Source organism: Nocardia alba NBRC 108234 (assembly GCF_001612665.1).
GTDB lineage: Bacteria > Actinomycetota > Actinomycetes > Mycobacteriales > Mycobacteriaceae > Nocardia > Nocardia alba.
In genome coordinates this window covers 148,897-172,260 of the sequence record NZ_BDAX01000012.1, presented here as the reverse complement: position 1 = coordinate 172,260, position 23,364 = coordinate 148,897, and the positions used below count along the sequence as shown (strand labels likewise).

Genomic DNA, 23,364 nt, shown 5'->3' with positions numbered 1-23,364 from the left:
GCGAACAATGACTGCATCGCGAAGCGGTTCGGTGGCGGGCGGCCCGATCACGAACGTTCTCGTCGCCAACCGTGGTGAGATCGCGCGCCGCGTGTTCGCCACCTGCCGTCGGATGGGTATCGGTACCACCGCGGTCTATTCCGACGCCGATGCCGCGTCGCCGCATGTGGCCGAGGCCGACGCCGCCATCCGATTGCCCGGCAACACCCCCGCCCAGACCTACCTGCGCGGCGAGCTGATCATCGAGGCCGCGTTGTCGGCCGGTGCGGACGCGATCCACCCCGGCTACGGATTCCTCTCCGAGAACGCCGAATTCGCGCGCGCGGTGCTCGACGCGGGTCTGGCGTGGATCGGGCCGCCGGTCGCGGCGATCGAGCAGATGGGCTCCAAGGTGGAGTCCAAGAAGATGATGGACGCCGCCGGTGTGCCCGTCCTCGCCGAGCTCGACCCGGCCGAGGTCACCGACGCGCACCTGCCGGTGCTGATCAAGGCGTCCGCCGGTGGCGGTGGCCGTGGCATGCGCGTGGTGCGCGACCTGGCCGAATTGCGCGACCAGATCGCGGGTGCCCAGCGCGAGGCCGAGTCGGCTTTCGGTGATCCCACGGTGTTCTGCGAGCGCTATCTGGAGACCGGGCGCCACATCGAAGTCCAGATCATGTCGGACACTTTCGGGACCACCTGGGCTGTGGGCGAACGTGAGTGCTCGATCCAGCGTCGTCATCAGAAGGTCGTCGAGGAAGCACCGTCGCCGCTGGTCGAGAAGATCGACGGCATGCGTGATCGGCTGTTCGAAGCGGCTCGTCTCGCCGCCGAGGCGATCGGGTACGAGGGTGCGGGCACCGTCGAATTCCTGGCCGACGAGAAAGGCGACTTCTTCTTCCTGGAGATGAATACCCGCCTCCAGGTGGAACATCCGGTCACCGAACAGACCACCGGCCTCGACCTGGTCCGCCTGCAGTTGCAGGTGGCGGCGGGTCGGCCGCTGCCCGCCGTGCAACCGGCCCAGCGTGGTCACTCGATCGAGGTCCGCCTCTATGCCGAGGACCCCGCGCACGACTGGCAGCCGCAGAGCGGTCCGGTGCACAAGATCGAGATCCCGTTCACCGCAGGCGAGTTCACCGTCCTCGACCAGCCGGGCGTGCGCCTGGACACCGGTGTCGTCGACAATTCGGTGGTCGGGGTCCACTACGACCCGATGCTCGCCAAGGTGATCTCCTACGCCGAAACCCGCTCGGAGGCAGCGCATCTGCTCGCCACCGCACTGCAGCGCGCCAAGATTCACGGCCTCGTCACCAACCGCGACCTGCTCGTGCGCGTGCTGCGCCACCCGGCGTTCCTCGCGGGCGACACCGACACCGCGTTCTTCGCCACCCACGATCTGGCCGTGCTCTCGGCGCCGCTGGTATCGGCGGCCGACGAGGCGCTCTCGATCGTGGCGGCGGCGCTGGCCGATTCGGCGGTCAATCGGGGCGCCTCGCGCCTGGCCGGACTCACCCCGAGCGGCTGGCGCAACCTCGCTTCGCAGCCGCAGACCAAGTCCTACGAGAGCCGCATCTCCGGCACTCATGAGGTGCGTTACCGCTTCACCCGCACCGGTGTGGCGGTCGAGGGCCACGACGGCCTCGAGCTGATCTCGGTCGCCCCCGATCGTGTCGTGCTCGGCGTCGCGGGCGAACGCGGCTCGGTGCGTAGGCAATTCGAGATCGCCCGCTACGGCGACCTGGTCGCGGTCGACTCCCCGCTCGGTCCGGTGGCCGTGCGCAGACTGCCCCGCTTCACCGACCCGTCCGAGCAGGTCGCGGCCGGTTCGCTGCTCGCGCCGATGCCGGGCAGTGTGATCCGCCTCGGCGCCGCCGAAGGGGACCAGGTGAAGCAGGGTCAGCCGATCCTGTGGCTCGAGGCGATGAAGATGGAACACACCATCGCGGCTCCGGCCACCGGCATTCTCAGCGCACTCAACGTGACCGTCGGCCAGCAGGTCGAGGTCGGAACCGTCCTCGCCGTCGTCGAGGAAGAAGAGCAAGAGCAAGAGCAGGAGCAGGCATGAGTTTCGTCGAAACCGAAGAGCAGAAGGCGCTGCGCGCGGCGGTCGCCTCGCTGGCGAGCAAGTACAACTACCGCGACTACGTGCTCCCGCTCTCGCGCAAGAACGAGCCGCTCACCGAACTGTGGGACGAGGCGGGCAAGCTGGGCTTCCTCGGCGTGAACCTGCCCGAGGAGTACGGCGGCGGTGGCGCGGGCATGTACGAACTGGCGCTGGTGCAGGAGGAACTGGCGGCCCAAGGCGCCGGGCTGCTGCTGATGGTCGTCTCGCCTGCCATCTGCGGCACCATCATCACCAAGTACGGCACCGAGGCACAGAAGCAGAACTGGCTGACCAAGCTGGCCGACGGCTCGTCGAAGATGGTCTTCGCGATCACCGAACCCGACGCGGGCTCCAACTCACACCAGATCACCACCACCGCCCGCCGCGACGGCGGCGACTGGATCCTCAACGGCCGCAAGATCTTCATCTCCGGCGTCGACCAGGCCGAAGCCATCCTGGTGGTCTCGCGCACCGAGGATCACAAGACCGGCAAGCTCAAACCCGCGCTGTTCATCGTGCCGGTGGACGCGCCCGGCCTGGTGAAAAACGTCCAGGAAATGGACGTCATCGAGCCGGACAACCAGTTCACGCTGTTCTTCGACGACGTGCGACTGCCCGCCGACGCTCTCGTCGGGTCCGAGGACGCGGCCATCGCGCAGCTGTTCGCCGGGCTGAATCCCGAGCGCATCATGGGTGCGGCGATGGCGGTCGGGCTCGGTCGCTATGCCATCGATCGGGCTGTGGAGTACGCCAAGGAGCGGACTGTCTGGAAGACGGCGATCGGTGCGCATCAGGGTATTTCGCATCCGCTGGCCCAGGTGAAGATCGAGCTGGAGCTGGCCAAGCTGATGATGCAGAAGGCGGCGACGCTGTACGACTCGGGTGATGAGTTCGGTGCGGCTGAGGCTGCGAATATGGCTAAGTATGCTGCGGCTGAGGCCAGTATCAAGGCGTTGGATCAGTCGATTCAGACGCATGGTGGATCGGGGTTGACTCGGGAGGTGGGGTTGGCGGCGATGCTGCAGGCGGCTCGCATCGCTCGTATCGCGCCTGTTAGTCGGGAGATGATCTTGAACTTTGTTTCGCAGCATTCGTTGGGGTTGCCTCGGTCTTACTGATGTTCGGTAGTCCGTGGGGCACTGGCTGTGTTTTTGGAGCGCTGGCGCGTTTTTGGAGCGCTGGCGCGCTCGAGTCGCGGCCCCGAGGGGCCGCCGGTTAGGCACCGGGGCTTGCTCCTTCGTCGCGTACGCCCCGGCGCCTAACCGGCGGCCCGGCCGCGACCGCCCACTTTGTGGCCGTCCCTCCCTAGGGGTCGGGAGGGCGGTGGCTGGGTTGGGAGGGGTGTGGATGACGGGGACGGGCTGGGTGTGCGGTGTGGTGGAAGACGGGACGGGCTGGGTGCCCGGTGTTGTGGGTGTTGGAGGTGGGACGGGCTGGGTTGTGGTGAGTGGGACTTGGGACGGGCTGGGTTGTGGTGTTGCGGGTAGTGGAAGGCGGGACGGGTTGGGTGTGGGTGGTTGGGGGTGCGGTTGTGACGGAATCGGGAACTAGTAGGAGGCTTTGATGGACGGATCGGCTGATAGTCCTTATGTGCGGTATGAGGTTGTTGACGGGTTCGCGACGCTGACCTTCGACTCGCCGCATAACCGTAATGCGCTGTCTTCCAGGCTTGTTCGCGAGTTGCTTGCCGGATTCGACGCCGCGGCGGCGGACCCGGCGGTGCGCGGGATCGTGCTCGCTCACACGGGGGACACTTTCTGCGCGGGGGCCGATCTCAAGGAGGCGAGCAACGCCGATCCTGCGGTGGCCGCTGATGAACGCACCCGGGTGATGATCGATGTGCTGCGTGGGATCCTCGTCTCGCCCAAGCCGGTGATCGCGCAGATCGACGGCAATGTGCGGGCCGGCGGTATGGGGATCATCGGGGCCTGTGACCTCGTCGTCGCTGGGCCGGGCAGCAGTTTCGCGCTCACCGAGGTTCGCATCGGGATGGCGCCGTTCATGATCTCGCTCACGCTGGTACCGCGGATGGACCAGCGGGCGGCGAGCCGTTACTTCCTGACCGGCGAGAAGTTCGACGCCGCGACCGCGCAGGAGATCGGCCTGGTCACCGTGGCCGCGCAGGATGCCGCCGCCGAGGTGAAACGCCTGAGTGGTGAGCTGCGTAAGGGGTCGCCGCAGGGGTTGGCCGAGTCCAAGAAGCTGGTCAACGCGGCCGTGCTGGCCACCTTCGATACCGAAGCGGAGGCACTGGCCGCGCGGTCGGCGAGCTTCTTCGGCACCCCGGAGGTTATCGAGGGCATGACGGCCTTCTTCCAGAAGCGTCCGCCCACCTGGGCACAATAGTCCGATGGCGACACCCCACGAACCCAAGCAGGACCGCAGCCGGGCCACCCGGCAGCGGCTGCTGGAGGCGACTATCGACTGCTTGGCCGAAACCGGCTGGGCAGCCGCCACCGTGTCGGTGGTCGCCGAGCGGGCCGGGGTGTCGCGCGGCGCGGCCCAGCACCATTTCCCCACCCGCGAGGACCTGATCACCGCCGCGCTCGAGTTCATGTTCGAGTTCCGGATGGACATGGCCAAGGCCGAGTCCGAGACGGTGAACGCGGTCGCCGAGGGGGCCGGCCGGACGCGCGCCGTCGTTTCCGCGCTGGTCGAGTCCTACACCACGCCGTTGTTCAAAGCCGCCCTCCAGGTCTGGACCCACGCCGCCGCCGATCCGGCCCTGCGCGAACGCATCCTGCCCCTCGAGGCGCGCTTCGGCCGGACCTCCCACCGCCGCGCGGTCGAGGCACTCGGCGTCGACGACGCCGACCCGGTCGCCCACCACCTGGTCCAGGCCACCCTCGACCTGGCCCGCGGCCTCGGTCTGGCCGATGTCCTCACCGACGACTCCGCCCGCCGCAAACTGATCGTCGACCAATGGGCGGCCACCCTCCACACCGCCCTGCACCGGTCCCACTGAACCCTTGTGACCTGCCCGTTTCGAGGTATATAGTTCGGGCATGGGGGAATATATATCGAGGGACTGTGCGATGACCAAACGCCTGATCGAGATCGACGACGAGCTACTCGAGTCCGCGCAGGACGCACTCGGGACTACCGGCGTCTCCGATACCGTTCGCGCCGCGCTGAACTCGGCCGTGGTGGCGCACGCGCGCGCCAGTGAAGTCGAATGGTTGGTCAACGGCGGCATGGCCGAAATGGCCGACAAAGATCGGCGCGATGACGTATGGCGATAACGGCGCGCTACCTCATCGACACCAGCGCGGCCGCTCGAATGCGTCATCCGGACGTGGGGGCCGCGCTCGGGCCACTGCTCGAGGCCGGGCTCATCGCCACCTGCGCACCGCTCGATTCCGAGGCGCTCTACAGCGCTCGAAGCCCAGCCGAATACGAGCAGATTCGATTCCGGCGCCGCGCGGCCTATGAGTACCTGCCCACCAACGACGAACACTGGCAGAGCGCGTCCACGATTCAACGCGAACTCGCACGGTCGGGCCGCCACCGCGCGGTCGGCATCCACGACCTGCTCGCGGCGGTACTCGCGATCGAACACCGCCTCGTCCTCTTCCACTACGACTCCGATTTCGAAACAGTCGCGTCGGTGGTGGACCTGAATCATCGCTGGGTCGCGCCACGGGGCAGTCTCGAAACATCGTGACCAGGTGATGTCACACTCCGGACCGCTACTTCGTCGACTCTGTGAACGCGAAAGAAGCGACGAAGGAGTGGATCATGGCGCAGCAGAAGAAGATCGCGGTGGCGGGTGCGACCGGGCGGTTGGGTCGGCATGTGGTGGATGTGCTGGTCGAGCGCGGGTACGACGTGGTCGCGTTCTCGCGGGCCGACGGTGTCGACATCGAGACCGGTGTCGGTCTCGATGAGGCGTTGACCGGGGTCGACATCGTGATCGACGCGTCGAGTACCCCCTCGGCTGATCAGCAGGTGGCAACCGAGTTCTTCACCGCTTCCGCCCGGAATCTGCACGCGGCCGGGGAGCGGGCCGGGGTCGAACGACTGGTGGTGGTGTCCATCATCGGGATCGATGGTTCGCTCGCCGGGTACAACGCCGCCAAGCTCGCCCACGAGCAGGAGCTGCTCAAAGGCGCTCTGCCGGTGCAGATTCTGCGTGCGGCCCAGTTCCATGAGCTGGTCGAGGTGATGGTGGGCTGGGGAACACAGGGCTCCGTCGCCTACGTCCAGGGCATGCGCACCCAACTGGTCGCTGCCCGAAGCGTCGCGCAGGCGCTGGTCGATCTGGCCGCGAATCCGATTCCCGCCGAGGACATTCCGTTCCCGGAGATCGCCGGCCCGCAGCCGGAAACGATGGCCGCCGCGGCCGCCGCTCTGGTCGCGGCTCGCGGTGACGTCGTGCGGATCATCGAAACCTCCGACTCCGCCAATCCCGACCGCGAGCAATTCGAGAACGGCACCCTGCTGCCGTCCCCGCACGCCACGCTGGCCGGTCCATCCTTCGCCGAATGGGTCGCCGCCACGGTGCCCGCCGCTCGATGACGCTGCTCACCTGCCGGCACCGGCAACGTCACCGCGCCCAACTCACCCCCGACACGCAGGCCGAACGGCGGCGGGGTGCGTGACCGCGCAAAGGCTGGGCCCGGCGGATCGGGGTGATCCGCCGGGCCCAGCCATCGGTGAGACGGCTACGACTTCGGTTGGGTGAGGTCGTAGAGGGTGACGCCGTCGACTGTCGTCGCGGTGAAGTTCGCCGTCACCCAGGAGGTGATCGCCGAACTGGTCGATGCGCTGTTCCCACCGGGACCACCGCGCCCACCAGCGATGAAGTAGTGGATCTTGCCGTCGGCCACATACTGCTCGAACTGCTCGAGGGTGGGCGAGGGGTCACTGCCGTTGAAGCCGCCGATCGGCATCACCGGCAGCTCGGTGGCGAGCTGATACCCGGCGGCGCTGTTGGAGCCGACCGCCGCCGCGACCCAGGTGTAGTCGGTGCCGTTGGACTCGAGCAGGGTGACGATCTGCGCGCTCGGACGTGATCCGCCCAGCAATCCGCCCGTGCCACCCATGCGCTGGTCACCGTAGTTCGTACCCTGCGCGGAACCATCGAAGCCGTCACCCTGTCCTCGCGTGCCGCCGTCCGACGGCATGCCGCCCGGCGCACCCATGGCCCCACCGTCCGGGGGTGTACCTCCGGGTGATGTCATCGACGGGAGACCGTCCTCGCCGCCGGGTCTGCCGCCATCGCCGCCGGGGCGCGTTCCGGGGCCACCCATTCCGTGCATCCCACCCGAGCTCGGTCCAGCGGACGGAATCGAACCCGAGTGCGCGGACGCGAGGGTATCGACGGAATAGGCGATCGGTCCGGCGAGCCCGATGAAGGCGGCGGCGAGCGCGACGATCACCGATTGCCTGCGTCCGAGCGGGAACAGGAAGGTGACGGTGGCGACAACGCCGACAGCCAGGATCGACCAACGCAGCCATGGCTGGAAGGAAGTGCTGCGCGACAACAACATCCACGCGGTCGCCGTGGTGAGGCCGAGAGCCACAGCGCCTGCGCACCGCACCCACAACCGGTCCCGCGAACCCCAGATCTGCGCGGCTCCGATCCCGACCAGCGCCGCGACAGCGGGCGCGAGCGCCACCGTGTAGTACTGGTGGAAGATCCCCGCCATGTAGCTGAACACCAGCCCGGTGACGAGAAGCCAACCGCCCCAGACGATCAGCGCGGCCCGTCGAGCATCGGTACGCGGCGCCCGTCCGCGCAGGACGAGTCCGACCACGAGCGCGAGCAATGCAGCCGGGATCAGCCAGGCGATCTGACCGCCCTGGGCGGGTTCGAACATCCGGGTGATCCCGGTGCTGCCCCACATCCCGTTGCCGCCGGCGGGCAGTTCCCCGCCCGGCCCGACGCTGCCGGTCTCGTTGCCGTTCAACCGCCCGAGCCCGTTGTATCCGAGGGTGAGCTCGATGATCGAATTGTGCTGCGACCCACCGATCCACGGCCGCGAATCCGATGGCCACAGCTCCACCGCCAGCAACCACCAGCCCGCCCCGGCCACCATCGCGGCCCCGGCGGCGAACAGCTGCGCGATCCGCTTCCCCAGTTTCGGGGGGCCCGCGATGAGATACACCAGCGCCAGCGGCGGCACCACCAGCAGCACCTGCAACTGCTTGGCCAGGAACCCGAATCCGATGAATCCGCCGGTGAGCAGCAACCATCGCCACCGTCCGTCTTCGACCGCCCTGGTCATGGCCCACGCGGCCGCGATCATCAGCAGGACGAGCAACGCGTCGGGATTGTTGAACCGGAACATCAGCACCGCGACGGGCGTCACCGCCAGCACGGTGCCCGCGATCAACCCCGCCGCGGGTCCGAATGATCTGCGTACCGTGGCCCACAGCAGTGCGACGCTCGCGACGCCGAGCAGCACCTGCGGCACCAGCATGCTCCAGCTGTTGAGCCCGAACAGCCGGACCGACAGCTCCATCACCCACAGCGAAGCGGGCGGTTTGTCCACGGTGATCGAGTTGGCGGCATCGGAGGAGCCGAAGAAGAACGCCTCCCACGATTGCGAACCGGCCTGTACCGCAGCGGCATAGAAGTCATTGGCCCAGCCGTTGGCGCTCAGGTTGATGAGGTAGGCGATCAGTGTGCCGAGCAGCAGCACCGCCAATGCGGGCCGCTCCCAACGCTGTCGGGTGACAGTGGGCCGCGCTGTGTCGGCCGGTGCGATGGTCGTGGTCATCGACGGACCCCCACCGTGTTCGGGCGCGCTGCCGAATCCGCGCTGTCGGTTGCTACGACAGGCGAGACACTCGGGGTTCGATCAGCGCCCGCGTGCCGGAACACCCAACGCAGGCCGACGAAACGAGCAAGTGTCGCAACGAGGTTGGCGGTGATGAGGACGGTGAGTTCCACCGGGACCGGTGCGTCGGGAGCCCAGCGATGCAGGGCGAACAGGGACCCGCTGGTGACCGCGAGCCCGAACGCGAAGATGGCCAAACCCTGGAACTGGTGCGACATCGCGTCGCCGCGTCCGCGCACGCCGAAGGTGAATGCCCGGTTGGCGGCCGTATTGCCCACCGCGGTGATCAGCAGCGACACCAGATTGGCGCCCTGGCCGCCGAACAGCGGCTGCAACAACAGGTACAGGGCGATGTAGGCCAGCGTCGAGGTCACCCCGACGATCGCGAACCGCACCAGCTGACCGACCATGCCCAGCGGCACTCCGGCGACCAGTGGTTCACGCCCGACAGCGGCCCGCAGCTCGTCCAGCGGGAGCGCGCCGGTGGCCAGCGCCCTGGTCAACCGCCAGATGCCGCGCAGATCCTTACGCGCGGTGTCGACGATGTCCACCCGGCTGTCGGGATCGTCGATCCAGTCGACGGGCACTTCGTGAATCCGCAGACCCGCTCGCTCGGCCAGCACCAGCAGTTCGGTATCGAAGAACCACTCGCCGTCGCGAACCAGCGGCAGCAGTTCGCGGGCGACCTCGGTGCGCACGGCTTTGAACCCACACTGCGCGTCCGAGAAGTGGGCCCGCAGTGTGGTTTTCAGTAGCAGGTTGTAGCAGCGGGAGATGATCTCACGCTTGGGTCCGCGCACCACGCGCGACGACGAGTCGAGTCTGGTGCCGATCGCGAGATCGGAATGCCCGGACACCAGCGGCGCGATCAGCGGCAGCAGCGCGTTCAGGTCGGTCGACAGGTCGACGTCCATGTACGCGACCACCGTCGCGTCGGAGGCTTCCCACGCCGCCCGCAACGCTCGACCGCGTCCTTTGGCGTCCAGGTGCAGTACCTGGACGCCGTCGAGTTCGGCGGCCAGCAGCCGCGCCACCGCCAAAGTGGCGTCGGTGCTGGCATTGTCGGCGATGGTGATGCGGGCGGTGAACGGGAATCCGGCGCGCAGATAGGCGTGCAGCCTGCGCACGCACAGGCCGAGATCGACCTCTTCGTTATAGACAGGTATCACTACATCGAGCACCGGCGCGCGGCTGCTCGGCATGGCCTTCTGCTCGGCCTCGGTCTGAGTCATGGCACCCAGAGTCGATGGCCGCGCTGCCACCGGGCTGGGACCGAGCTGTGAGGTTGCTGGGGATCGTGGTCAGCCGCGACGCAGGCGCAGCACGCTGTCGGCGCGTTCGCCGACCACACCGTCGGGGCTGGTAGAGGGGCTGTGGACCAGCTCGGCGGTCTCGACCTGCCATTGCGGCCCGAGTTCGAGCTGCTCGAGTACCTGCTTGATAGTGGGGAACACATGGGCGTGCATCTGGCTGGAAGCCCAGCTCGGCGCGGCCGCGTGCGCGCCGATCACCAGCACGCCACCCGGGGCGACAGCCGCCGCCGCACTGCGCAGGATCCCGGCCCGCTCGTCGGGCCGCTCCACCGGCGAGTGCAGGAACTGCGCCGAGACCAGGTCGAAGGTGCCTGCCGGGAAGCTCGCCTGGAGGTCGTGGCGTTCCCATGCGATCGTCACGCCCGCCTCGGCGGCTCGCCGCGCGCCACGCTCCATCGCGGTGGCGGAGATGTCGACTCCGGTGACCCGCCAGCCCGCCTTCGCCAGCCAGATCGCGTCGGCGCCCTCGCCGCAGCCGAGGTCGAGGGCTGTCCCCGGGGTCAGTTCGGAGACCTCACGCACCAGGAGCGGGTTCGGGTTACCGGTCCAGATCTGCTCACGTTCGCGGTAGAAGTCTTCCCAGAACTCTTCGGCGTTCGCCACGGTCTCGGTCATCGATGCTCCTGGTCGGTCAGGGTGAAAGGATCATCCGATAGTGCATCGGCGGCTCCGACGACCGCCAGAAATATTGCCGTTTCGGCAAATGTGTTCCCGCTCTCGGTGGGGTGCGTAACCACGGGTACGGCCCGCCCTAGTATTACTACCGTGACGCGCGGTTACCCCAAGACGGACGAGGCGCCCCGGCGTCGTGTCGACGCGCGGACCGAACGCTGGCGTGAGCATCGCGTGCGGGTGCGTATCGAATTCGTCGACGCGGCGTTCCGGGCGCTCGATCAGGTCGGGCCCGATGTGAGTATGGGCGATATCGCCAAGGAGGCCGGTGCGGCCAAGCCGAAGCTATATCGCCACTTCGAGGACAAGACCGACCTCTACAACGCGATCGTCGACCGGGTACGCGACATGCTCTGGGATCGCGTGCTCACCAGCGTGAACCTCACCGACGATTCCATCGCCGAACTCGTCCACACCGCCGCCGCCGAATATGTGGCCGTGGTGTCGGCGCACCCGAATGTCTTCCGATTCATGCTGCACAGTCATTTCAGCCAGCAGGCCAAGGAAACCGAACGCGCGCTGGTGGCGGCCCGCCAATCGGCGCGGCGGGCGGCGGAATTCTTCGCTGGTCTGCTGCCGACGGAATCCATCGACGTGACCGGGATCGAATTGGTGAACTATTCGATTTTCGGCGCGGTCGCCTCGGCCACGGACTGGTGGCTCGGCGCGAACCAGCGCGAAGTATCGGCGATGCCGGTCGAGCGCTTCGTCGACTATCTGGCCGAGAGCATCTCGGCGCTGGCACATGCCCACGCCCGTTTCAACGGAGTGCGGATCGACCCGTCGAAACCCTTGCACAACGCGTTCGGCATCGACTGAATCCGTCGCGCCCGACACGAACTTCGTTGTTCTCGCCGATCACGCCTTTGGGGTCGGCGGGGGTGCGATGAGTTCAGTATGGACCCGGGCACCGACAAGTTCGCGACGCCACGCTCGGCGTATCCGACCCTTCGTTGTGGGCAGTGTGAGCGCTGCGACCGGTCAGGCGTCGGTGCGCAGTCTCCACAGCGGTGAAACGGGCCCATGGCCCGCGCCGAGGTCGTAGGAGGCCGCCAGGCAGCGGTAGGTCCATTCCTTGGCGAACTCCACCGCATCGGGCACCGAATAGCCGTGGGCGAGCGCGCAGGCGATCGCCGCGGCCAGGGTGTCGCCGCCGCCGTGATCATTGCCGGTGGCGATGCGCGGGGCGCTGAACTCGCGGAAAGTATCGCCGTCGTAGAGCAGGTCGGTGCTGAATTCGGAGGCGCGCAGGTGTCCGCCTTTCACGATCGCCCACTGCGCGCCCAGTGCGTGCAGTGCCTCGGCGGCCTTGCGCGCGGTGGGGTCGTCGACCACCTCGATGCCGGTGATCAGGCGCACCTCGTCGAGATTGGGGGTCACGACGGTCGCGAGCGGAATCAGCGTAGTGCGCACTGCCTCCAGGGCTTCCGCGTGCAACAGCGGATCTCCGTGCATCGAGGCGGCGACGGGATCGACCACCAGCGGGATCGTGCCCGCGCGCCCGATGCCGAGTTCGCGGCACACTCCGGCGACGGCTTCGATGATCGCGGTGGAGGCGAGCATGCCGGTCTTGGCCGCGCCGATGCCGATATCGCGAACGACCGCGCGTACCTGATCGGCCACGATCCGCGGCGGGATCTCGTGAAAACCGCTGACGCCCACCGTGTTCTGCACGGTGACGGCGGCCACCGCCACGCACGCGTGTACCCCGCACAGCGCCATGGTGCGCGAATCGGCCTGGATGCCGGCGCCGCCGCCGGAATCGGTGCCCGCGATGGTGAGCGCGCGAACGGGGGTCTGGCCATCGGGGGTCAGCGGCAACATCTTCACGCTCCCAACCCTACGACCGCGTTCGCCGCCGCGAGACCCCGCCGCCCAACTGTAAATGAAAACCATTATCATTAACTTGTGACCAACACCCTGACACCGCTGCCCGTCACCGTCCTGTCCGGCTTTCTCGGCGCGGGCAAGACCACGCTGCTCAACCACATCCTCGCCAACCGCGACGGCCGCCGGGTGGCGGTGATCGTCAACGACATGAGCGAAGTCAATATCGACGCCGCGCTGATCGCGGGCCAGGGCCACCTCGATCGCACCGAGGAGAAGCTGGTCGAGCTCACCAACGGCTGCATCTGCTGCACCCTGCGCGAGGACCTGATCGAGGCCGTCGCGCGGCTGGCGCGCGAGGGCCGCTTCGATCAGCTGGTGATCGAGTCGACCGGCATCTCCGAACCCATGCCGGTGGCCGCCACCTTCGACTGGGAGTTCGACGACGGGTTCCGCCTCGGCGATCTGGCCCGCCTCGACACCATGGTCACCGTGGTCGACGCCTCGACCTTCCTGGCCGAACTCGTTCGTGGACAGGCGCTGGCGGAGCGCGACCTCGCGGCGGGCGAGGGTGATGCCCGCTCGATCGCGGATCTGCTGGTCGACCAGGTGGAGTTCGCCGACGTGCTGCTGATCACCAAGACCGACCTGGTCAGCGCCAACGCCGCGGCCACCGTCGAAGCGACCGTACGCAAGCTGAACCCACGGGCCCACGTACTACGCACCGAGAAGGGCGTCGTCGACCTGGCCGAGGTGCTCGCCACCGGCCGCTACGACCCGCAGGTCGCCGCCGAATCCGACGGCTGGGCGGCGGAATCGGCGGGTGGGCACACTCCCGAAACCGAGGAATACGGGATCAGCAGTATCAGTTTCCTCGCCGACCGGCCCTTCCATCCGCAGCGCCTGGCCGACGCGCTGGCCCGGATGCGAGGGATGCTGCGCAGCAAGGGATTCTGCTGGATCGCGAGCCGTCCCGAGCTGGCGGCGATCTGGTCGCAGGCCGGTCCCAATATGACCTTCGAACCCGGCGCGTGGTGGTCGAGACTGGAAGTGCCCGCCGGACAGGAACTCGTGTTCATCGGGGTGCGCCTCGATGCGCCCGCGGTGCGACGCGAACTCGACGCCGCGCTGCTCACCGACGTGGAATTCGCGGCGGGCCCGCAGGCGTGGACCGGCTATGCGGATCCGTTTCCGGCCTGGGCCGAACTACACGAGCATTACTGATTGGCATCTTTGGTACACGGATAACACTGCGCTGGTGCATGATTCGGAAGGGCCGCGACCCACGCGCCGATGAGGGGAGCGTGGGCCGCGGCACCGAGGCGACTCAGGCGAGCCCGGCGAAGAACTCGCGGATGTCGCCGACCAGCACGTCGGGCGCCTCGTGCGCGGCGTAGTGCCCGGCCGCGTCGTTCGCGCCGCCCGTGCCCGCGCTGGTGTCGTAGGAATTCCAGCTCACGATCTTGCTGTGGTCGCGCTCGGCGAAGCGGCGGATCGACTGGAAATCGCCGGCGAACATGGCCAGCCCGGTCGGCACGGCGGTCGGCTCGCTCGGCTGCTCGCCTGCGTGCGCGTCCTCGTAGTAGAAGCGCAGCGACGAGCCCGCCGTGCCGGTGAGCCAGTACAGCGCCACATTCGCGATCACGAACTGCGCGTCGAGCGACTCGCCGAACAGCTGCGCGTTCCAGCCGAGCAGACCCACCGGGGAATCGGCGAGCGCGTAGGCCAGGGTCTGCGGCTGCTGGCTGTGCAGGGTGTTGAAGGCCATCTTGTTCTCGTGGAACCACTGAAGATGTTGCAGCGCGGCCATATCCGCCTCGGAGAGACCCTCGAATTCGGCCGGGTCGCCGGACGGGAAGGAGAACAGCTGGGTGACGTGCACGCCGATCACGTTGTCGGGTGCGATCCGGCCGATCTCGGGAGAGACCATCGAGCCGCCGTCGTTGCCGATGGCGCCGTAGCGCCGGTAGCCCAGGCGCGTCATCAGCTCGGCCCACGCGCGGGCGGTGCGGTAGCGGTTCCAGCCGGTGCTGCGGGTGGGGCCGGAGAAGCCGAAACCGGGCAGCGACGGGATGACCAGGTGGAACGCGGGCGCATCGGCCGATTCCGGCTCGGTGAGCGGCGCGATCACGTCGAGGTATTCCAGGATCGAACCGGGCCAGCCGTGGGTGAGGATCACCGGGGTCGCGTCGGGGCGCGAGGAGCGGATGTGCAGGAAGTGGATGTCCTCGCCCTCGATCTCGGTGGTGAACTGCGGGTAGGCGTTGAGCTCGGATTCCACTGCGCGCCAATCGAACTCTTCGAGCCAGTACTCGGCGAGAGCGCGGACGCGACCGGCCGGGACGCCGTAGGCATCGCCGACGCCGGGCAGCTCGTCGGGGTACAGGGCGCCGCGCAGCCGGTCGGCGAGATCGTCGAGGCGGGCCTGTGCGACGTCGATCCGGAACGGGGTGATGGTGGCCATGTCGACTCCTCTTATTGAAACGGAATGTTTCGTTCTGTTTCAAACGTAGCAGAACGGAACATTCCGTTTCAAGTGGTAGGCTGATATTCATGGCACACCAGACCGAAACCGCAGATCAGCCCCGCTTGCCCGGCCGCAAGGCACAGGCCGCGCGCAACGACGGACTGATCCTCGACGCCGCCCGCGGGGTGTTCCTCGACGATCCGAACGCGCCGATCGCCGCCGTCGCCGAACGAGCGGGCGTCGGGATCAGCGCGCTCTACCGGCGCTATCCGAGCAAGGAGGTGCTGCTGCGCACCCTCTGCCACCAAGGGCTACGGCGCTTCAACGCGGAAGCTGATGTGGCGCTGGCGGATCCGGACGGCTGGCACGGGTTCGTCGGGTTCCTGGAACGGGTCGTCGAGGCCGACGTGCACTCGCTCACCGTGCGCTTGGCCGGCACGTTCACGCCCGACGAGTCGATGCTGCCCGATGTCGTGCACTCGGGTGAGGTCGGTGCGGAGCTGGTCCGGCGCGCTCACGCGAGCGGTCGTCTTCGGGCTGATGTGGATGCGCTCGATGTGGGGTTGATTCTCGAGGCTTGTTCGGCGATCACGATGCCTGACCCGGTGCGCACCGCCGAATTGCGGCGACGGGTGTTGGCTTTGATGGTGGATGGGCTCGCCTGCGGTGGGGAGTTGCCGGGGCCTCGTCCGGTTTCGGGGGAATTCGCGTGGCGATGGGAGCGGAAGGGGTGACGGGTGGAGGGAGTGGCAGACTCGGGGTTTCACCTGAACTCGAGCGCGGAGGCGTGGAGTGGACTGGACGCTGGAAGTTGTGATCGTGCCGGTTTCCGATATCGATCGGGCCAAGGATTTCTATGCGCGGCAGCTCGGGTTCGCCGTCGATCACGACACGGTGATCTCCGAGGACGTGCGGATCGTGCAACTCACTCCACCGGGGTCGGGCTGCTCGATCGTGATCGGGAAGGGTGCGGTGCCGGAGATGGTGCCGGGCTCGGTGAAGGGTCTGCAACTCGTGGTCGCTGATATCGAGCGGGCGCACGCGGAGCTGGTGGCGCGCGGGGTGGAGGTCAGTGAGGTGCGGGAGCTCGGGGAGAATCCGCGGCCGGTTCCGCATCGGCTCGACAACGTCGGCTTCGTCTTCTTCAGTGATCCCGATGGGAATAGCTGGGCGGTGCAGCAGATCTCCAGTCGAGCCGACAAATCCTCGAGCTGATTCGAACCCTGTCGGTCTACCGCTTCGGGCGGGCACCATGCTCGCATGCTGTTGGAGAGGCCCACTGAAACCGGCGAGCGACGGATTCCGCTGTACCGTCGCCCGGGGTTGCTGCGCGCGCTCTCGCCGATCGCGGTCCTGATCATCTGGCAGCTCGCCAGCGCCAGCGGCGCGATCCCGGCCAAGAAACTGCCCGCGCCGTCGGCGGTGCTGGACGCGGGGCTGGAAACCTACCGATCCGGCCAGCTCACCGAGGCCCTGCTGGTGTCCGGTCAGCGCGCGCTGTACGGCTTCGCGCTCGGCGCGGTGCTCGCGCTGGTGCTCGGCGTGCTCGCGGGGCTGAGCAAGATCGGTGAGTACGCGGTGGACCCGCCGCTGCAGATGATCCGCACCATCCCGCTGTTCGGCCTGATCCCGCTGTTCATCATCTGGTTCGGCATCGGCGAGGAACCCAAGGTCTACCTGATCGCGCTCGGCGTGTTCTTCCCGCTGTACCTCAATACCTTCGCCGGCATCCGTCAGCTCGACCCGAAACTGCTCGAACTCGGCAGTGCCCTGCACCTCGGACTCGTCGAACGGCTGCGCCTGCTCGTGCTTCCCGGCGCCCTGCCGCAGATCCTGGTCGGCGCGCGCCAGAGTCTGGGCATCGCCTGGCTCTCGCTCATCGTGGCCGAACAGATCAATGCCAGTGCGGGACTCGGCTTCGTCGTCAACAACGCTCGCGAATTCCTGCGTACCGACATCGTGGTGTTCGGCCTGGTGGTCTACAGCCTGCTCGGCCTGCTCACCGACTCGATCGTGCGCCTGCTCGAACGCCGCGCCCTGCGCTGGCGCCCGGCGGTGCGCCACTGATGTCCGCTGCATCCGCCGACTCGAGGACCCACCCCGTCTTGCGAGTGGGCAGGCCCGCTACCCGCCGCCGTTCGATCGCGAGGTTCCCATCATGACCGCTGCCGCCGCCACGACCGTCACCCCCATCTCCGCTCGATCGGCCCGCGTGGCCGCCGCGCGAATCACCGCTCTCAGCAGGCGATTCGGTGAACGAACCGTGCTCGACGGGATGGATCTCGAGATCGGCGCGGGCGAGATCGTCGCGCTGGTCGGTCGCAGTGGCTCCGGCAAGTCCACGCTGCTGCGAATCCTCGGCGCACTCGATACCGCCACTCGCGGTGAGGTTTCCGTCGAAGGCAGGCCGACGATCGTCTTCCAGGAACCTCGGTTGATCCCGTGGCAGCCGGTGGTGCGCAATGTCGCCCTCGGCCGACCGAAGCCGCGCAACCGACGCGCCGACGAGCGCGCCGCCCGTGACCTGCTCGCCGAGGTCGGGCTGGCCGAACGCGCGGATGCGTGGCCGCTCACGCTCTCGGGCGGAGAGGCCCAACGTGCCGCGCTGGCACGGGCATTGGTGGCCGAGCCGACGCTGCTGCTGCTCGACGAGCCGTTCGGCGCTCTCGACGCGCTGACCCGGCTGACGATGCACGAGCTGCTCCTGCGCCTGCACGCCCAGCGCGAGTTCGGCGTACTGCTGGTGACCCACGACGTGCTGGAGGCGATCACCCTGGCCGACCGCGTTCTCGTTCTCGACGACGGTCGCATCGCCGCCGACGTCCCCATCGAACTGCCCCGCCCACGCACCGCCGCCGCGCCGGAAGTCGCCGAGTACGCGACGCACCTGCTCGCGCTGCTCGGCGTGCACTGAATCCTCCGCACCACCGCACGAAAGTTGTTCCTGTGAAACGCACTTCGATGTCCCGCCTGTCGGGCCTCGCCCTCGCTGTCGTCGCCACGCTCGCGCTGAGCGCCTGCGGCGACGACGCGACGACCGAGGCCGCGCCCTCGGGGCCGGTCGACCTCAGCACCGTCACGCTGAAAGTCGGTGATCAGAAGGCGATTTCGATCGAGGTGCTGTTGAAGGCATCGGGACAGCTGGAGAACCTGCCCTACAAGATCGAATTCTCCACCTTCACCGCCGGTCTGCCGCTGGTCGAGGCGGCGAGCGCGGGCGGCATCGACATCGCCCAAACCGGCAATACCCCGGTGATCTTCGGCGCGGCCGCCGATGCCGACGTCAAGATCGTCGGGGCGCTGTCGGCCACCGGCAAGGGTGACGCGATCCTGGTCGGCAAGGACTCCACGGTCGGTACCGTCGCGGGGCTCAAGGGCAAGAAGGTCGCCGTCTACAAGGGCAGTTCGGCCAACGCGAATCTGCTGCTGCAACTGCAGAAGGCGGGCCTGTCGCTCAGCGATGTCGAGCCGGTCTACCTCAGCCCCGCCGACGGCTACACCGCGCTCACCCGCGGTGACGTCGAAGCCTGGGCCACCTGGGACCCCTACACCGCCATCGCCGAGAAGGAGATCGGCGCCAAGTCGATCGCCACCGCCGACCAGGCCGCCAACGGCTACAACTTCTGGGTGGCGGGCAACAAGACCGTCGCCGACGCGGGCAAGTCCGCCGCCCTCGCCGACTTCTTCCAGCGCTACGCCGCGGCCACCAAGTGGTCCTCGGACAACCTCGACGCCTGGTCGACCAAGTACGCCGAATTGACCCAGATCAGCGTCGACGCCTCCCGCACCACCTGGACCCGCTCGATCAAGCAACCGATCAAGCTCTCCGACCAGGTCATCGCCTCCGAACAGGAAATCGCCGACGCCTTCACCAAGGCCAAGGCCATCCCCGGCAAAGTCGACTTCAAGTCCTTCGTGGACACCCGCTTCGACAAGCAGTAGTCCACGCCCGCCAGACCACGGCGCCCTCGATCCGTCTGGATCGTGGGCGCCGTCTTGCGTGGTGCGCCCACAATTCGCCGACCGCACGGTCGGGCTCCCGGGGGAACTGTCGCCGACTCGGTAGGTTGAGCGGCGGATCGGATGCCGGGCACCCGAATACCGGTCGCGACCAGAATCGGCGGTGAGGCGGCGTGGTGGAAGACAGCGCGGGAGCGTACGGGTCGGTGCGCTGGATGATGCTCGGGGTGTTGTGCGCCAGCCTGTTGCTGGTGGCGATGGACGCCACGATTCTCAACGTGGCGTTGCCATCGCTGATCGAGGATTTGCAGGTGGGGCCGCTCGAGCAGTTGTGGATCATCGATATCTACGGGCTCGTGCTCGGTGGGCTGCTCATCACCACCGGTGCGCTCGGTGATCGGGTGGGGCGAAAGCTGTTGTTCATCAGCGGTTTCGTGCTGTTCGGCATCGCCTCGGTGGTCGCCGCCACCGCGGACAGCGCGGCGCAGCTGATCGGTGGTCGGGTGCTGCTCGGGGTCGGCGGTGCGATGGTGATGCCCTCGACGCTGTCGCTGATCCGCACCATCTTCTCCGATGTGCGCGAACGCACCATGGCCATCGGGATCTGGGCGGCGGTCGCGGGCGTCGGCGCGACGGTCGGGCCGATCGTCGGCGGGTTCCTCGTCGAGCACTACGGGTGGGCGTCGGCGTTCTGGCTCAACGTGCCGGTGGTGCTCGTGACCGTGGCGGTGGGGCTGTGGGTGTTGCCGGAATATCGGGCGCCGCAGGCGGGTGGGCTGGACTGGTTCGCGGCGGCACTGTCGGTGGCGGGCATCGTCTGTCTGGCGTGGGGCATCAAGCATCTCGCGAAAGGTGAAGCGAGCGAGGTGGACTGGGTGATTCTGTGCGTCGGCATCGCCGCGCTGGCCTGGTTCACCCGGCGTCAGCTCACTGCCGCCGACCCGCTGCTGGATGTGCGCCTGTTCCGCAACGGCGCGTTCACCGCGGCGGCGCTCGCGACCTTGCTGGCCATGATGGCGATCGGCGCGGCGATGTTCCTGATCTCGCTGTGGCTGCAATACGTCCACGGTTACAGCCCGTCGCAGGCGGGCATCCGGATGTTGCCCGCCGCGCTCACACTGCTCACCGCCTCCCTGCTCACCCCGTTGCTGATGGAGAAGTTCGGTGTCCGCGCGGTGCTCGGTTTCGGCCTCGGCGCGGTGGCGCTGGGCTTTCTGCTGTTGGCGGTGAGTCCGGAACCCACCACCTATCCGGTGGTCGCGCTGGTGCTGGTGTCGTTCGGTCTCGGTGACGGTATGGCCGTGACCGCGGCGGCGGCGGTGCTGGTCGGCGCCGTGCCCGCGGACCGGGCCGGTCAGGCGGGCGCGGTGGAGGAGACCAATTACGAGGTCGGTGTCGGTTTCGGCGTGGCTCTGCTCGGCAGTCTGCACGCCAGGATCTTCAGTCAGCACATGACGGATCTGCCTGTCCCCGCCGACCGGGTGGACCAGGCGAGCGGCTCGATCGGCGGGGCGGCCGAGGTGGCCGCCGATCTCCCCGAACCCGCCCGCGACCAGCTCACCCAGGCTTCGAGCCACGCCTTCGACGTCGCCCTCACCACCACGTCCTACATCTCGGCTGTAGTCGTCGCGGTAGTGGCTGTGGGAACGGTCTGGCTCGTTCCGAAGGGCTTCCGCGTCACCGGCGGGCACTGAGCCACCCTTGACGCAACCAATTGGTTGCCATAAAGTCAGTAGCAACCAATCGGTTGCTACTGACGAAGGAGACATCATGGGATTCCCTGATCAGATCGTGCGAACTGTGGAACTCGCCCATCCGCCGACGAAGGTGTGGGCGGCGATCACGACGGCCGAGGGGCTGGGTAGCTGGTTCGGCAATACCGCCACCATCGACCTGCGGCCGGGCGGTGCGGCGCAGATGACCTGGGTGGAGGGGCATATCGCGAACATGCGGGTGGAGCGGGTAGAGGAGCCGTCGGTGTTCGGATACACCTGGGGGATCAATGGACTGCCCGATGACGATCCGCGCCGCACCTATGTCGAGTTCAGCCTCGAGGCGGTCGGCGACGGCACCCGGCTGACCGTCACCGAGACCGGCTTCGCCCAGTTGCCCGATGACGCGCACAAGGCAGCGTTCGAAGGCAATATCGGCGGCTGGAAGAGCGAGCTGGGCGAGCTCGCCGAGTACCTCGATGCGGCCTGAGCTGGAGGCCACCGCCGAACGAGTCTTCGTCGCGCTGGCCGATCCGAGCAGGCGGTCGGTACTGGCCGAACTCGCCGCGCACGGCCCGGCCACCGCGACCGACCTCGCCGATCGTCTGCCCATCACCCGGCAGGCGATCGCGAAACACCTCGCCCTGCTCGCGGAGGCGGGCCTGGTGATCGCGGAACCGGGGGAGCGGCGGCGGGTGCGCTACCGCCTCGACTCCGCCCCGATGCAAGTGGCACAACAATTCCTGGCCGCCCTGTCCCGTGACTGGGACGGCCCACTCGACGCGCTCCGCCGCCATCTCGACTGCTGAGCCGAAAGGAAAAGCGATGAGCGACAACGACTTCACCGCCACCATCACCGTCGCGAAGACACCCGACGAGGCTTTCGCGGCTATCAACAATGTATGGGCCTGGTGGTCGGAGACCATCGAGGGCAGCACCGGCACGGTCGGCGACAGCTACCTCTTCGAGGTCCCCGGCCTGCACCGCTGCACCATGACCACCACCGAATCGATCCCCGGCGAGCGCCTGGTCTGGCACGTCACCGACTCGCACCTGTCGTTCATCGCCGACACCACCGAGTGGGAGGACACCGACGTCGTCTTCGAGCTCACCGAGAACGCCGAAGGCACCGAAATCCGTTTCACCCATGCGGGTTTGGTCCCCGCCGGAGAATGCTACGAGGTGTGCGCCAACGCCTGGGGCGCCTACATCACCAGCAGCCTGCGCGGCCTGCTCACCACCGGCGAAGGCGATCCGTTCCGGCGCACGAGCACCGGGGAGTCGGAGTTGCGCAAGCACGGCAACGCCGATTTGGTGAAGCCGCGTCCCTGATCAGCCCCGCGGCGCGATGAGCAGCGTCTGGGTGCTGCGCCCGATCGGCCCGGTCTCGTCGAACAGCGCGGATTCGGCGAGACCGATGCCGTGTGGCTGTGGGTGGGTGATCGCGTCCAGGCACACCCACTCGCCGACGGGCTGGCGATGCAGGGTGACGATGAGGTCGGTATTGATGAACAGGTATTTCGACCAGTCGAGGACCGAGCTGACCCCATTGCCCGAGTCGGCGGCGGCCAGCGTGCGTTCCAGCGGGCTCGGGGTGGTGCCCGCGACGATCGGGTACTTCAACCGGATCCAGCAGACCGCAGGGCCCGGCGCGGCGAAAGAGCCTGCGCTGAAACGGTATTCGATACCGGTGTGAAAACCGATCGCCTGATCGGAGGGAAACCGCTCCGGCTCGGCCGCCGCGGGCAGCGGCCTGGTACCGGTCGGCACGAACTCCGTCGGCAGATCGAGGGCGGGCTCGGCGAGCTTGAGCCGCCACGCGTTGGCCTGCATCACCGGCCCGCGCTCCGACGACAGGGTCGCCTCGATCAGTTCGACACTGCGCCCCGAGCGCACCACCTTCGCCTGCGCGGTGAGCGGAGCCAGCGGTACCGGCCCGAGAATCTCGACGGCGACTCGTCCCACCTGGAATCCCGGCCGGGGCTCGCAACGCTCGATCACATGCCCGAGCAGAGCGGACGGTGGTCCGGCGTGCTGGGCGTCCGGCGACCACGGCCCCCGGGTCAGCTCGGTCGAGAGGTACCGGTTGGGGTCCGCGGGGTCTCGGCGGTAGAAGGCATCGGCCACCCAGCCGACGTTACCCCGCGCGACGATCCGGGCACAGCCGCGGTGCTCGTCGTCGGCGGCCGCGCTCCCGGGTGAATCCGCCGATCGGCGCGACCCACCACGGAGCTCGCTCGCGCGCGGGTCGGGTCTAGGCGCTGCCCGTGGTGATGGCTGTGAACAGGTCGAACAGCGGACGCAGGGCGCACGGACTGGTATCCGAGGTGCACCCGATGGACGACGAACCGGAGTCGGCGACCGGCACGGACGCGGCCGCGGCGGTGCCGAGCGGTGCGGCGATGGACAGGGCGGCGGCCGCGAGGGCTCCTGCGACGATGCGCTTCATTGATTCACCTCAGTGCTGGGCGTGCCGGTAGGTCGACACGATCGCCATCGTTACCGATCGCCACGGTGCGCGAAAGCCCCGAATTCAGGGTGC

At 67.9% G+C, this 23,364-nt stretch carries 25 protein-coding genes; 18 read left to right on the top strand and 7 right to left on the bottom strand.

The annotated features are described in order from the left end of the window. Positions 1-7 precede the first annotated feature (7 nt). From NA12_RS14830 to NA12_RS14800, 7 genes are all read left to right on the top strand, one after another. Positions 8-2,047 carry an acetyl/propionyl/methylcrotonyl-CoA carboxylase subunit alpha gene (locus tag NA12_RS14830; protein WP_067450263.1) on the top strand — a complete coding sequence of 680 codons (2,040 nt, stop codon included), beginning with the start codon at positions 8-10 and terminating at the stop codon, positions 2,045-2,047. After that, entirely contained in the window at positions 2,044-3,204 is a 1,161-nt protein-coding gene (locus NA12_RS14825) for an acyl-CoA dehydrogenase family protein (protein WP_067450261.1), read from the top strand. The genes NA12_RS14830 and NA12_RS14825 overlap by 4 nt, the downstream gene beginning before the upstream one ends. A gap of 445 nt (positions 3,205-3,649) precedes the next feature. Further along, on the top strand, positions 3,650-4,432 hold the full coding sequence (locus NA12_RS14820) for an enoyl-CoA hydratase family protein (RefSeq protein WP_067450258.1): 783 nt from the start codon (positions 3,650-3,652) through the stop codon (positions 4,430-4,432). 4 nt (positions 4,433-4,436) lie between these two features. Next, on the top strand, positions 4,437-5,051 hold the full coding sequence (locus tag NA12_RS14815; protein ID WP_067450256.1) for a TetR/AcrR family transcriptional regulator: 615 nt from the start codon (positions 4,437-4,439) through the stop codon (positions 5,049-5,051). A 70-nt stretch (positions 5,052-5,121) separates the two neighbouring features. Beyond that, a complete protein-coding gene (locus NA12_RS14810; protein ID WP_067450253.1) occupies positions 5,122-5,328 on the top strand; it encodes a hypothetical protein in 207 nt (68 codons plus the stop codon). Continuing rightward, positions 5,319-5,750 (top strand): PIN domain-containing protein, encoded by a 432-nt coding sequence (locus NA12_RS14805; protein ID WP_067450250.1) that lies wholly within the window; start codon positions 5,319-5,321, stop codon positions 5,748-5,750. Before NA12_RS14810 ends, NA12_RS14805 begins: the two co-directional genes overlap by 10 nt. 74 nt (positions 5,751-5,824) lie before the next feature. Beyond that, positions 5,825-6,604, top strand: a complete 780-nt coding sequence (locus NA12_RS14800) for an SDR family oxidoreductase (RefSeq protein WP_067450507.1) — start codon at positions 5,825-5,827, stop codon at positions 6,602-6,604. Between the two features lie 146 nt (positions 6,605-6,750). On the opposite strand, the gene NA12_RS14795 is transcribed toward NA12_RS14800, so the two are convergent. The 3 genes from NA12_RS14795 to NA12_RS14785 form a co-directional block, all read right to left on the bottom strand. After that, the gene (locus NA12_RS14795) at positions 6,751-8,811 is read right to left on the bottom strand and encodes a glycosyltransferase family 39 protein (RefSeq protein WP_067450247.1); all 2,061 of its coding nucleotides are present in this window, start codon (positions 8,809-8,811) and stop codon (positions 6,751-6,753) included. Beyond that, positions 8,808-10,103, bottom strand: a complete 1,296-nt coding sequence (locus NA12_RS14790; protein WP_067450244.1) for a bifunctional glycosyltransferase family 2/GtrA family protein — start codon at positions 10,101-10,103, stop codon at positions 8,808-8,810. Before NA12_RS14790 ends, NA12_RS14795 begins: the two co-directional genes overlap by 4 nt. 69 nt (positions 10,104-10,172) lie before the next feature. Next, complete coding sequence (locus NA12_RS14785) at positions 10,173-10,799, bottom strand: class I SAM-dependent methyltransferase (protein ID WP_067450241.1); 627 nt, start codon at positions 10,797-10,799, stop codon at positions 10,173-10,175. 150 nt (positions 10,800-10,949) lie between these two features. Between NA12_RS14785 and NA12_RS14780 the strand changes: the two genes are divergently transcribed. Next, positions 10,950-11,675 (top strand): TetR/AcrR family transcriptional regulator, encoded by a 726-nt coding sequence (locus NA12_RS14780; RefSeq protein ID WP_067450238.1) that lies wholly within the window; start codon positions 10,950-10,952, stop codon positions 11,673-11,675. 162 nt (positions 11,676-11,837) lie between these two features. On the opposite strand, the gene thiD is transcribed toward NA12_RS14780, so the two are convergent. Further along, the gene (thiD, locus tag NA12_RS14775; protein ID WP_067450235.1) at positions 11,838-12,686 is read right to left on the bottom strand and encodes a bifunctional hydroxymethylpyrimidine kinase/phosphomethylpyrimidine kinase; all 849 of its coding nucleotides are present in this window, start codon (positions 12,684-12,686) and stop codon (positions 11,838-11,840) included. A 78-nt stretch (positions 12,687-12,764) separates the two neighbouring features. Between thiD and NA12_RS14770 the strand changes: the two genes are divergently transcribed. Then, on the top strand, positions 12,765-13,907 hold the full coding sequence (locus NA12_RS14770) for a GTP-binding protein (RefSeq protein WP_067450233.1): 1,143 nt from the start codon (positions 12,765-12,767) through the stop codon (positions 13,905-13,907). Positions 13,908-14,010: 103 nt separating this feature from the next. Here NA12_RS14770 and NA12_RS14765 read toward each other — a convergent pair whose 3' ends face one another. After that, entirely contained in the window at positions 14,011-15,147 is a 1,137-nt protein-coding gene (locus NA12_RS14765; RefSeq protein ID WP_067450229.1) for an epoxide hydrolase family protein, read from the bottom strand. 89 nt (positions 15,148-15,236) lie between these two features. Between NA12_RS14765 and NA12_RS14760 the strand changes: the two genes are divergently transcribed. The 9 genes from NA12_RS14760 (at position 15,237) to NA12_RS14720 (ending at position 22,154) form a co-directional block, all read left to right on the top strand. Continuing rightward, positions 15,237-15,884, top strand: a complete 648-nt coding sequence (locus tag NA12_RS14760) for a TetR/AcrR family transcriptional regulator (protein WP_067450226.1) — start codon at positions 15,237-15,239, stop codon at positions 15,882-15,884. A 58-nt stretch (positions 15,885-15,942) separates the two neighbouring features. Next, the gene (locus NA12_RS14755; RefSeq protein WP_067450223.1) at positions 15,943-16,365 is read left to right on the top strand and encodes a VOC family protein; all 423 of its coding nucleotides are present in this window, start codon (positions 15,943-15,945) and stop codon (positions 16,363-16,365) included. Positions 16,366-16,410: 45 nt separating this feature from the next. Then, positions 16,411-17,217 carry an ABC transporter permease gene (locus NA12_RS14750; protein WP_067450221.1) on the top strand — a complete coding sequence of 269 codons (807 nt, stop codon included), beginning with the start codon at positions 16,411-16,413 and terminating at the stop codon, positions 17,215-17,217. Positions 17,218-17,308: 91 nt separating this feature from the next. Continuing rightward, positions 17,309-18,064: an ABC transporter ATP-binding protein gene (locus NA12_RS14745; protein ID WP_132369706.1), complete on the top strand. Its 756-nt coding sequence runs from the start codon at positions 17,309-17,311 to the stop codon at positions 18,062-18,064. A 32-nt stretch (positions 18,065-18,096) separates the two neighbouring features. Continuing rightward, positions 18,097-19,092: an ABC transporter substrate-binding protein gene (locus tag NA12_RS14740; RefSeq protein WP_067450218.1), complete on the top strand. Its 996-nt coding sequence runs from the start codon at positions 18,097-18,099 to the stop codon at positions 19,090-19,092. A 191-nt stretch (positions 19,093-19,283) separates the two neighbouring features. Beyond that, positions 19,284-20,804 carry an MFS transporter gene (locus NA12_RS14735; protein WP_207905562.1) on the top strand — a complete coding sequence of 507 codons (1,521 nt, stop codon included), beginning with the start codon at positions 19,284-19,286 and terminating at the stop codon, positions 20,802-20,804. Positions 20,805-20,880: 76 nt separating this feature from the next. Further along, positions 20,881-21,312 carry an SRPBCC domain-containing protein gene (locus tag NA12_RS14730; protein WP_067450215.1) on the top strand — a complete coding sequence of 144 codons (432 nt, stop codon included), beginning with the start codon at positions 20,881-20,883 and terminating at the stop codon, positions 21,310-21,312. Further along, the gene (locus NA12_RS14725) at positions 21,302-21,631 is read left to right on the top strand and encodes an ArsR/SmtB family transcription factor (RefSeq protein ID WP_067450212.1); all 330 of its coding nucleotides are present in this window, start codon (positions 21,302-21,304) and stop codon (positions 21,629-21,631) included. Before NA12_RS14730 ends, NA12_RS14725 begins: the two co-directional genes overlap by 11 nt. A gap of 16 nt (positions 21,632-21,647) precedes the next feature. Beyond that, a complete protein-coding gene (locus NA12_RS14720) occupies positions 21,648-22,154 on the top strand; it encodes an SRPBCC family protein (protein ID WP_067450209.1) in 507 nt (168 codons plus the stop codon). Here the strand turns inward: NA12_RS14720 and NA12_RS14715 are convergent, their stop codons facing one another. Together NA12_RS14715 and NA12_RS14710 are read right to left on the bottom strand one after the other, a co-directional pair. After that, positions 22,155-22,949 carry a thioesterase family protein gene (locus tag NA12_RS14715; RefSeq protein WP_067450206.1) on the bottom strand — a complete coding sequence of 265 codons (795 nt, stop codon included), beginning with the start codon at positions 22,947-22,949 and terminating at the stop codon, positions 22,155-22,157. Between the two features lie 127 nt (positions 22,950-23,076). Further along, the gene (locus NA12_RS14710) at positions 23,077-23,271 is read right to left on the bottom strand and encodes a hypothetical protein (protein ID WP_067450203.1); all 195 of its coding nucleotides are present in this window, start codon (positions 23,269-23,271) and stop codon (positions 23,077-23,079) included. Positions 23,272-23,364: the final 93 nt, after the last annotated feature.

Coding starts and splice junctions, on each gene's coding strand:
- NA12_RS14815 (WP_067450256.1), top strand. CDS start 4,437: ATGGCGACACCCCACGAACCCAAGCAGGACCGCAGCCGGGCCACCCGG.
- NA12_RS14810 (WP_067450253.1), top strand. CDS start 5,122: ATGACCAAACGCCTGATCGAGATCGACGACGAGCTACTCGAGTCCGCG.
- NA12_RS14750 (WP_067450221.1), top strand. CDS start 16,411: ATGCTGTTGGAGAGGCCCACTGAAACCGGCGAGCGACGGATTCCGCTG.
- NA12_RS14795 (WP_067450247.1), bottom strand. CDS start 8,811: ATGACCACGACCATCGCACCGGCCGACACAGCGCGGCCCACTGTCACC.
- NA12_RS14710 (WP_067450203.1), bottom strand. CDS start 23,271: ATGAAGCGCATCGTCGCAGGAGCCCTCGCGGCCGCCGCCCTGTCCATC.
- NA12_RS14765 (WP_067450229.1), bottom strand. CDS start 15,147: ATGGCCACCATCACCCCGTTCCGGATCGACGTCGCACAGGCCCGCCTC.
- NA12_RS14720 (WP_067450209.1), top strand. CDS start 21,648: ATGAGCGACAACGACTTCACCGCCACCATCACCGTCGCGAAGACACCC.
- NA12_RS14830 (WP_067450263.1), top strand. CDS start 8: ATGACTGCATCGCGAAGCGGTTCGGTGGCGGGCGGCCCGATCACGAAC.
- NA12_RS14825 (WP_067450261.1), top strand. CDS start 2,044: ATGAGTTTCGTCGAAACCGAAGAGCAGAAGGCGCTGCGCGCGGCGGTC.
- NA12_RS14790 (WP_067450244.1), bottom strand. CDS start 10,103: ATGACTCAGACCGAGGCCGAGCAGAAGGCCATGCCGAGCAGCCGCGCG.
- NA12_RS14785 (WP_067450241.1), bottom strand. CDS start 10,799: ATGACCGAGACCGTGGCGAACGCCGAAGAGTTCTGGGAAGACTTCTAC.
- NA12_RS14745 (WP_132369706.1), top strand. CDS start 17,309: ATGACCGCTGCCGCCGCCACGACCGTCACCCCCATCTCCGCTCGATCG.
- NA12_RS14760 (WP_067450226.1), top strand. CDS start 15,237: ATGGCACACCAGACCGAAACCGCAGATCAGCCCCGCTTGCCCGGCCGC.
- NA12_RS14730 (WP_067450215.1), top strand. CDS start 20,881: ATGGGATTCCCTGATCAGATCGTGCGAACTGTGGAACTCGCCCATCCG.
- NA12_RS14805 (WP_067450250.1), top strand. CDS start 5,319: ATGGCGATAACGGCGCGCTACCTCATCGACACCAGCGCGGCCGCTCGA.
- NA12_RS14725 (WP_067450212.1), top strand. CDS start 21,302: ATGCGGCCTGAGCTGGAGGCCACCGCCGAACGAGTCTTCGTCGCGCTG.
- NA12_RS14800 (WP_067450507.1), top strand. CDS start 5,825: ATGGCGCAGCAGAAGAAGATCGCGGTGGCGGGTGCGACCGGGCGGTTG.
- NA12_RS14820 (WP_067450258.1), top strand. CDS start 3,650: ATGGACGGATCGGCTGATAGTCCTTATGTGCGGTATGAGGTTGTTGAC.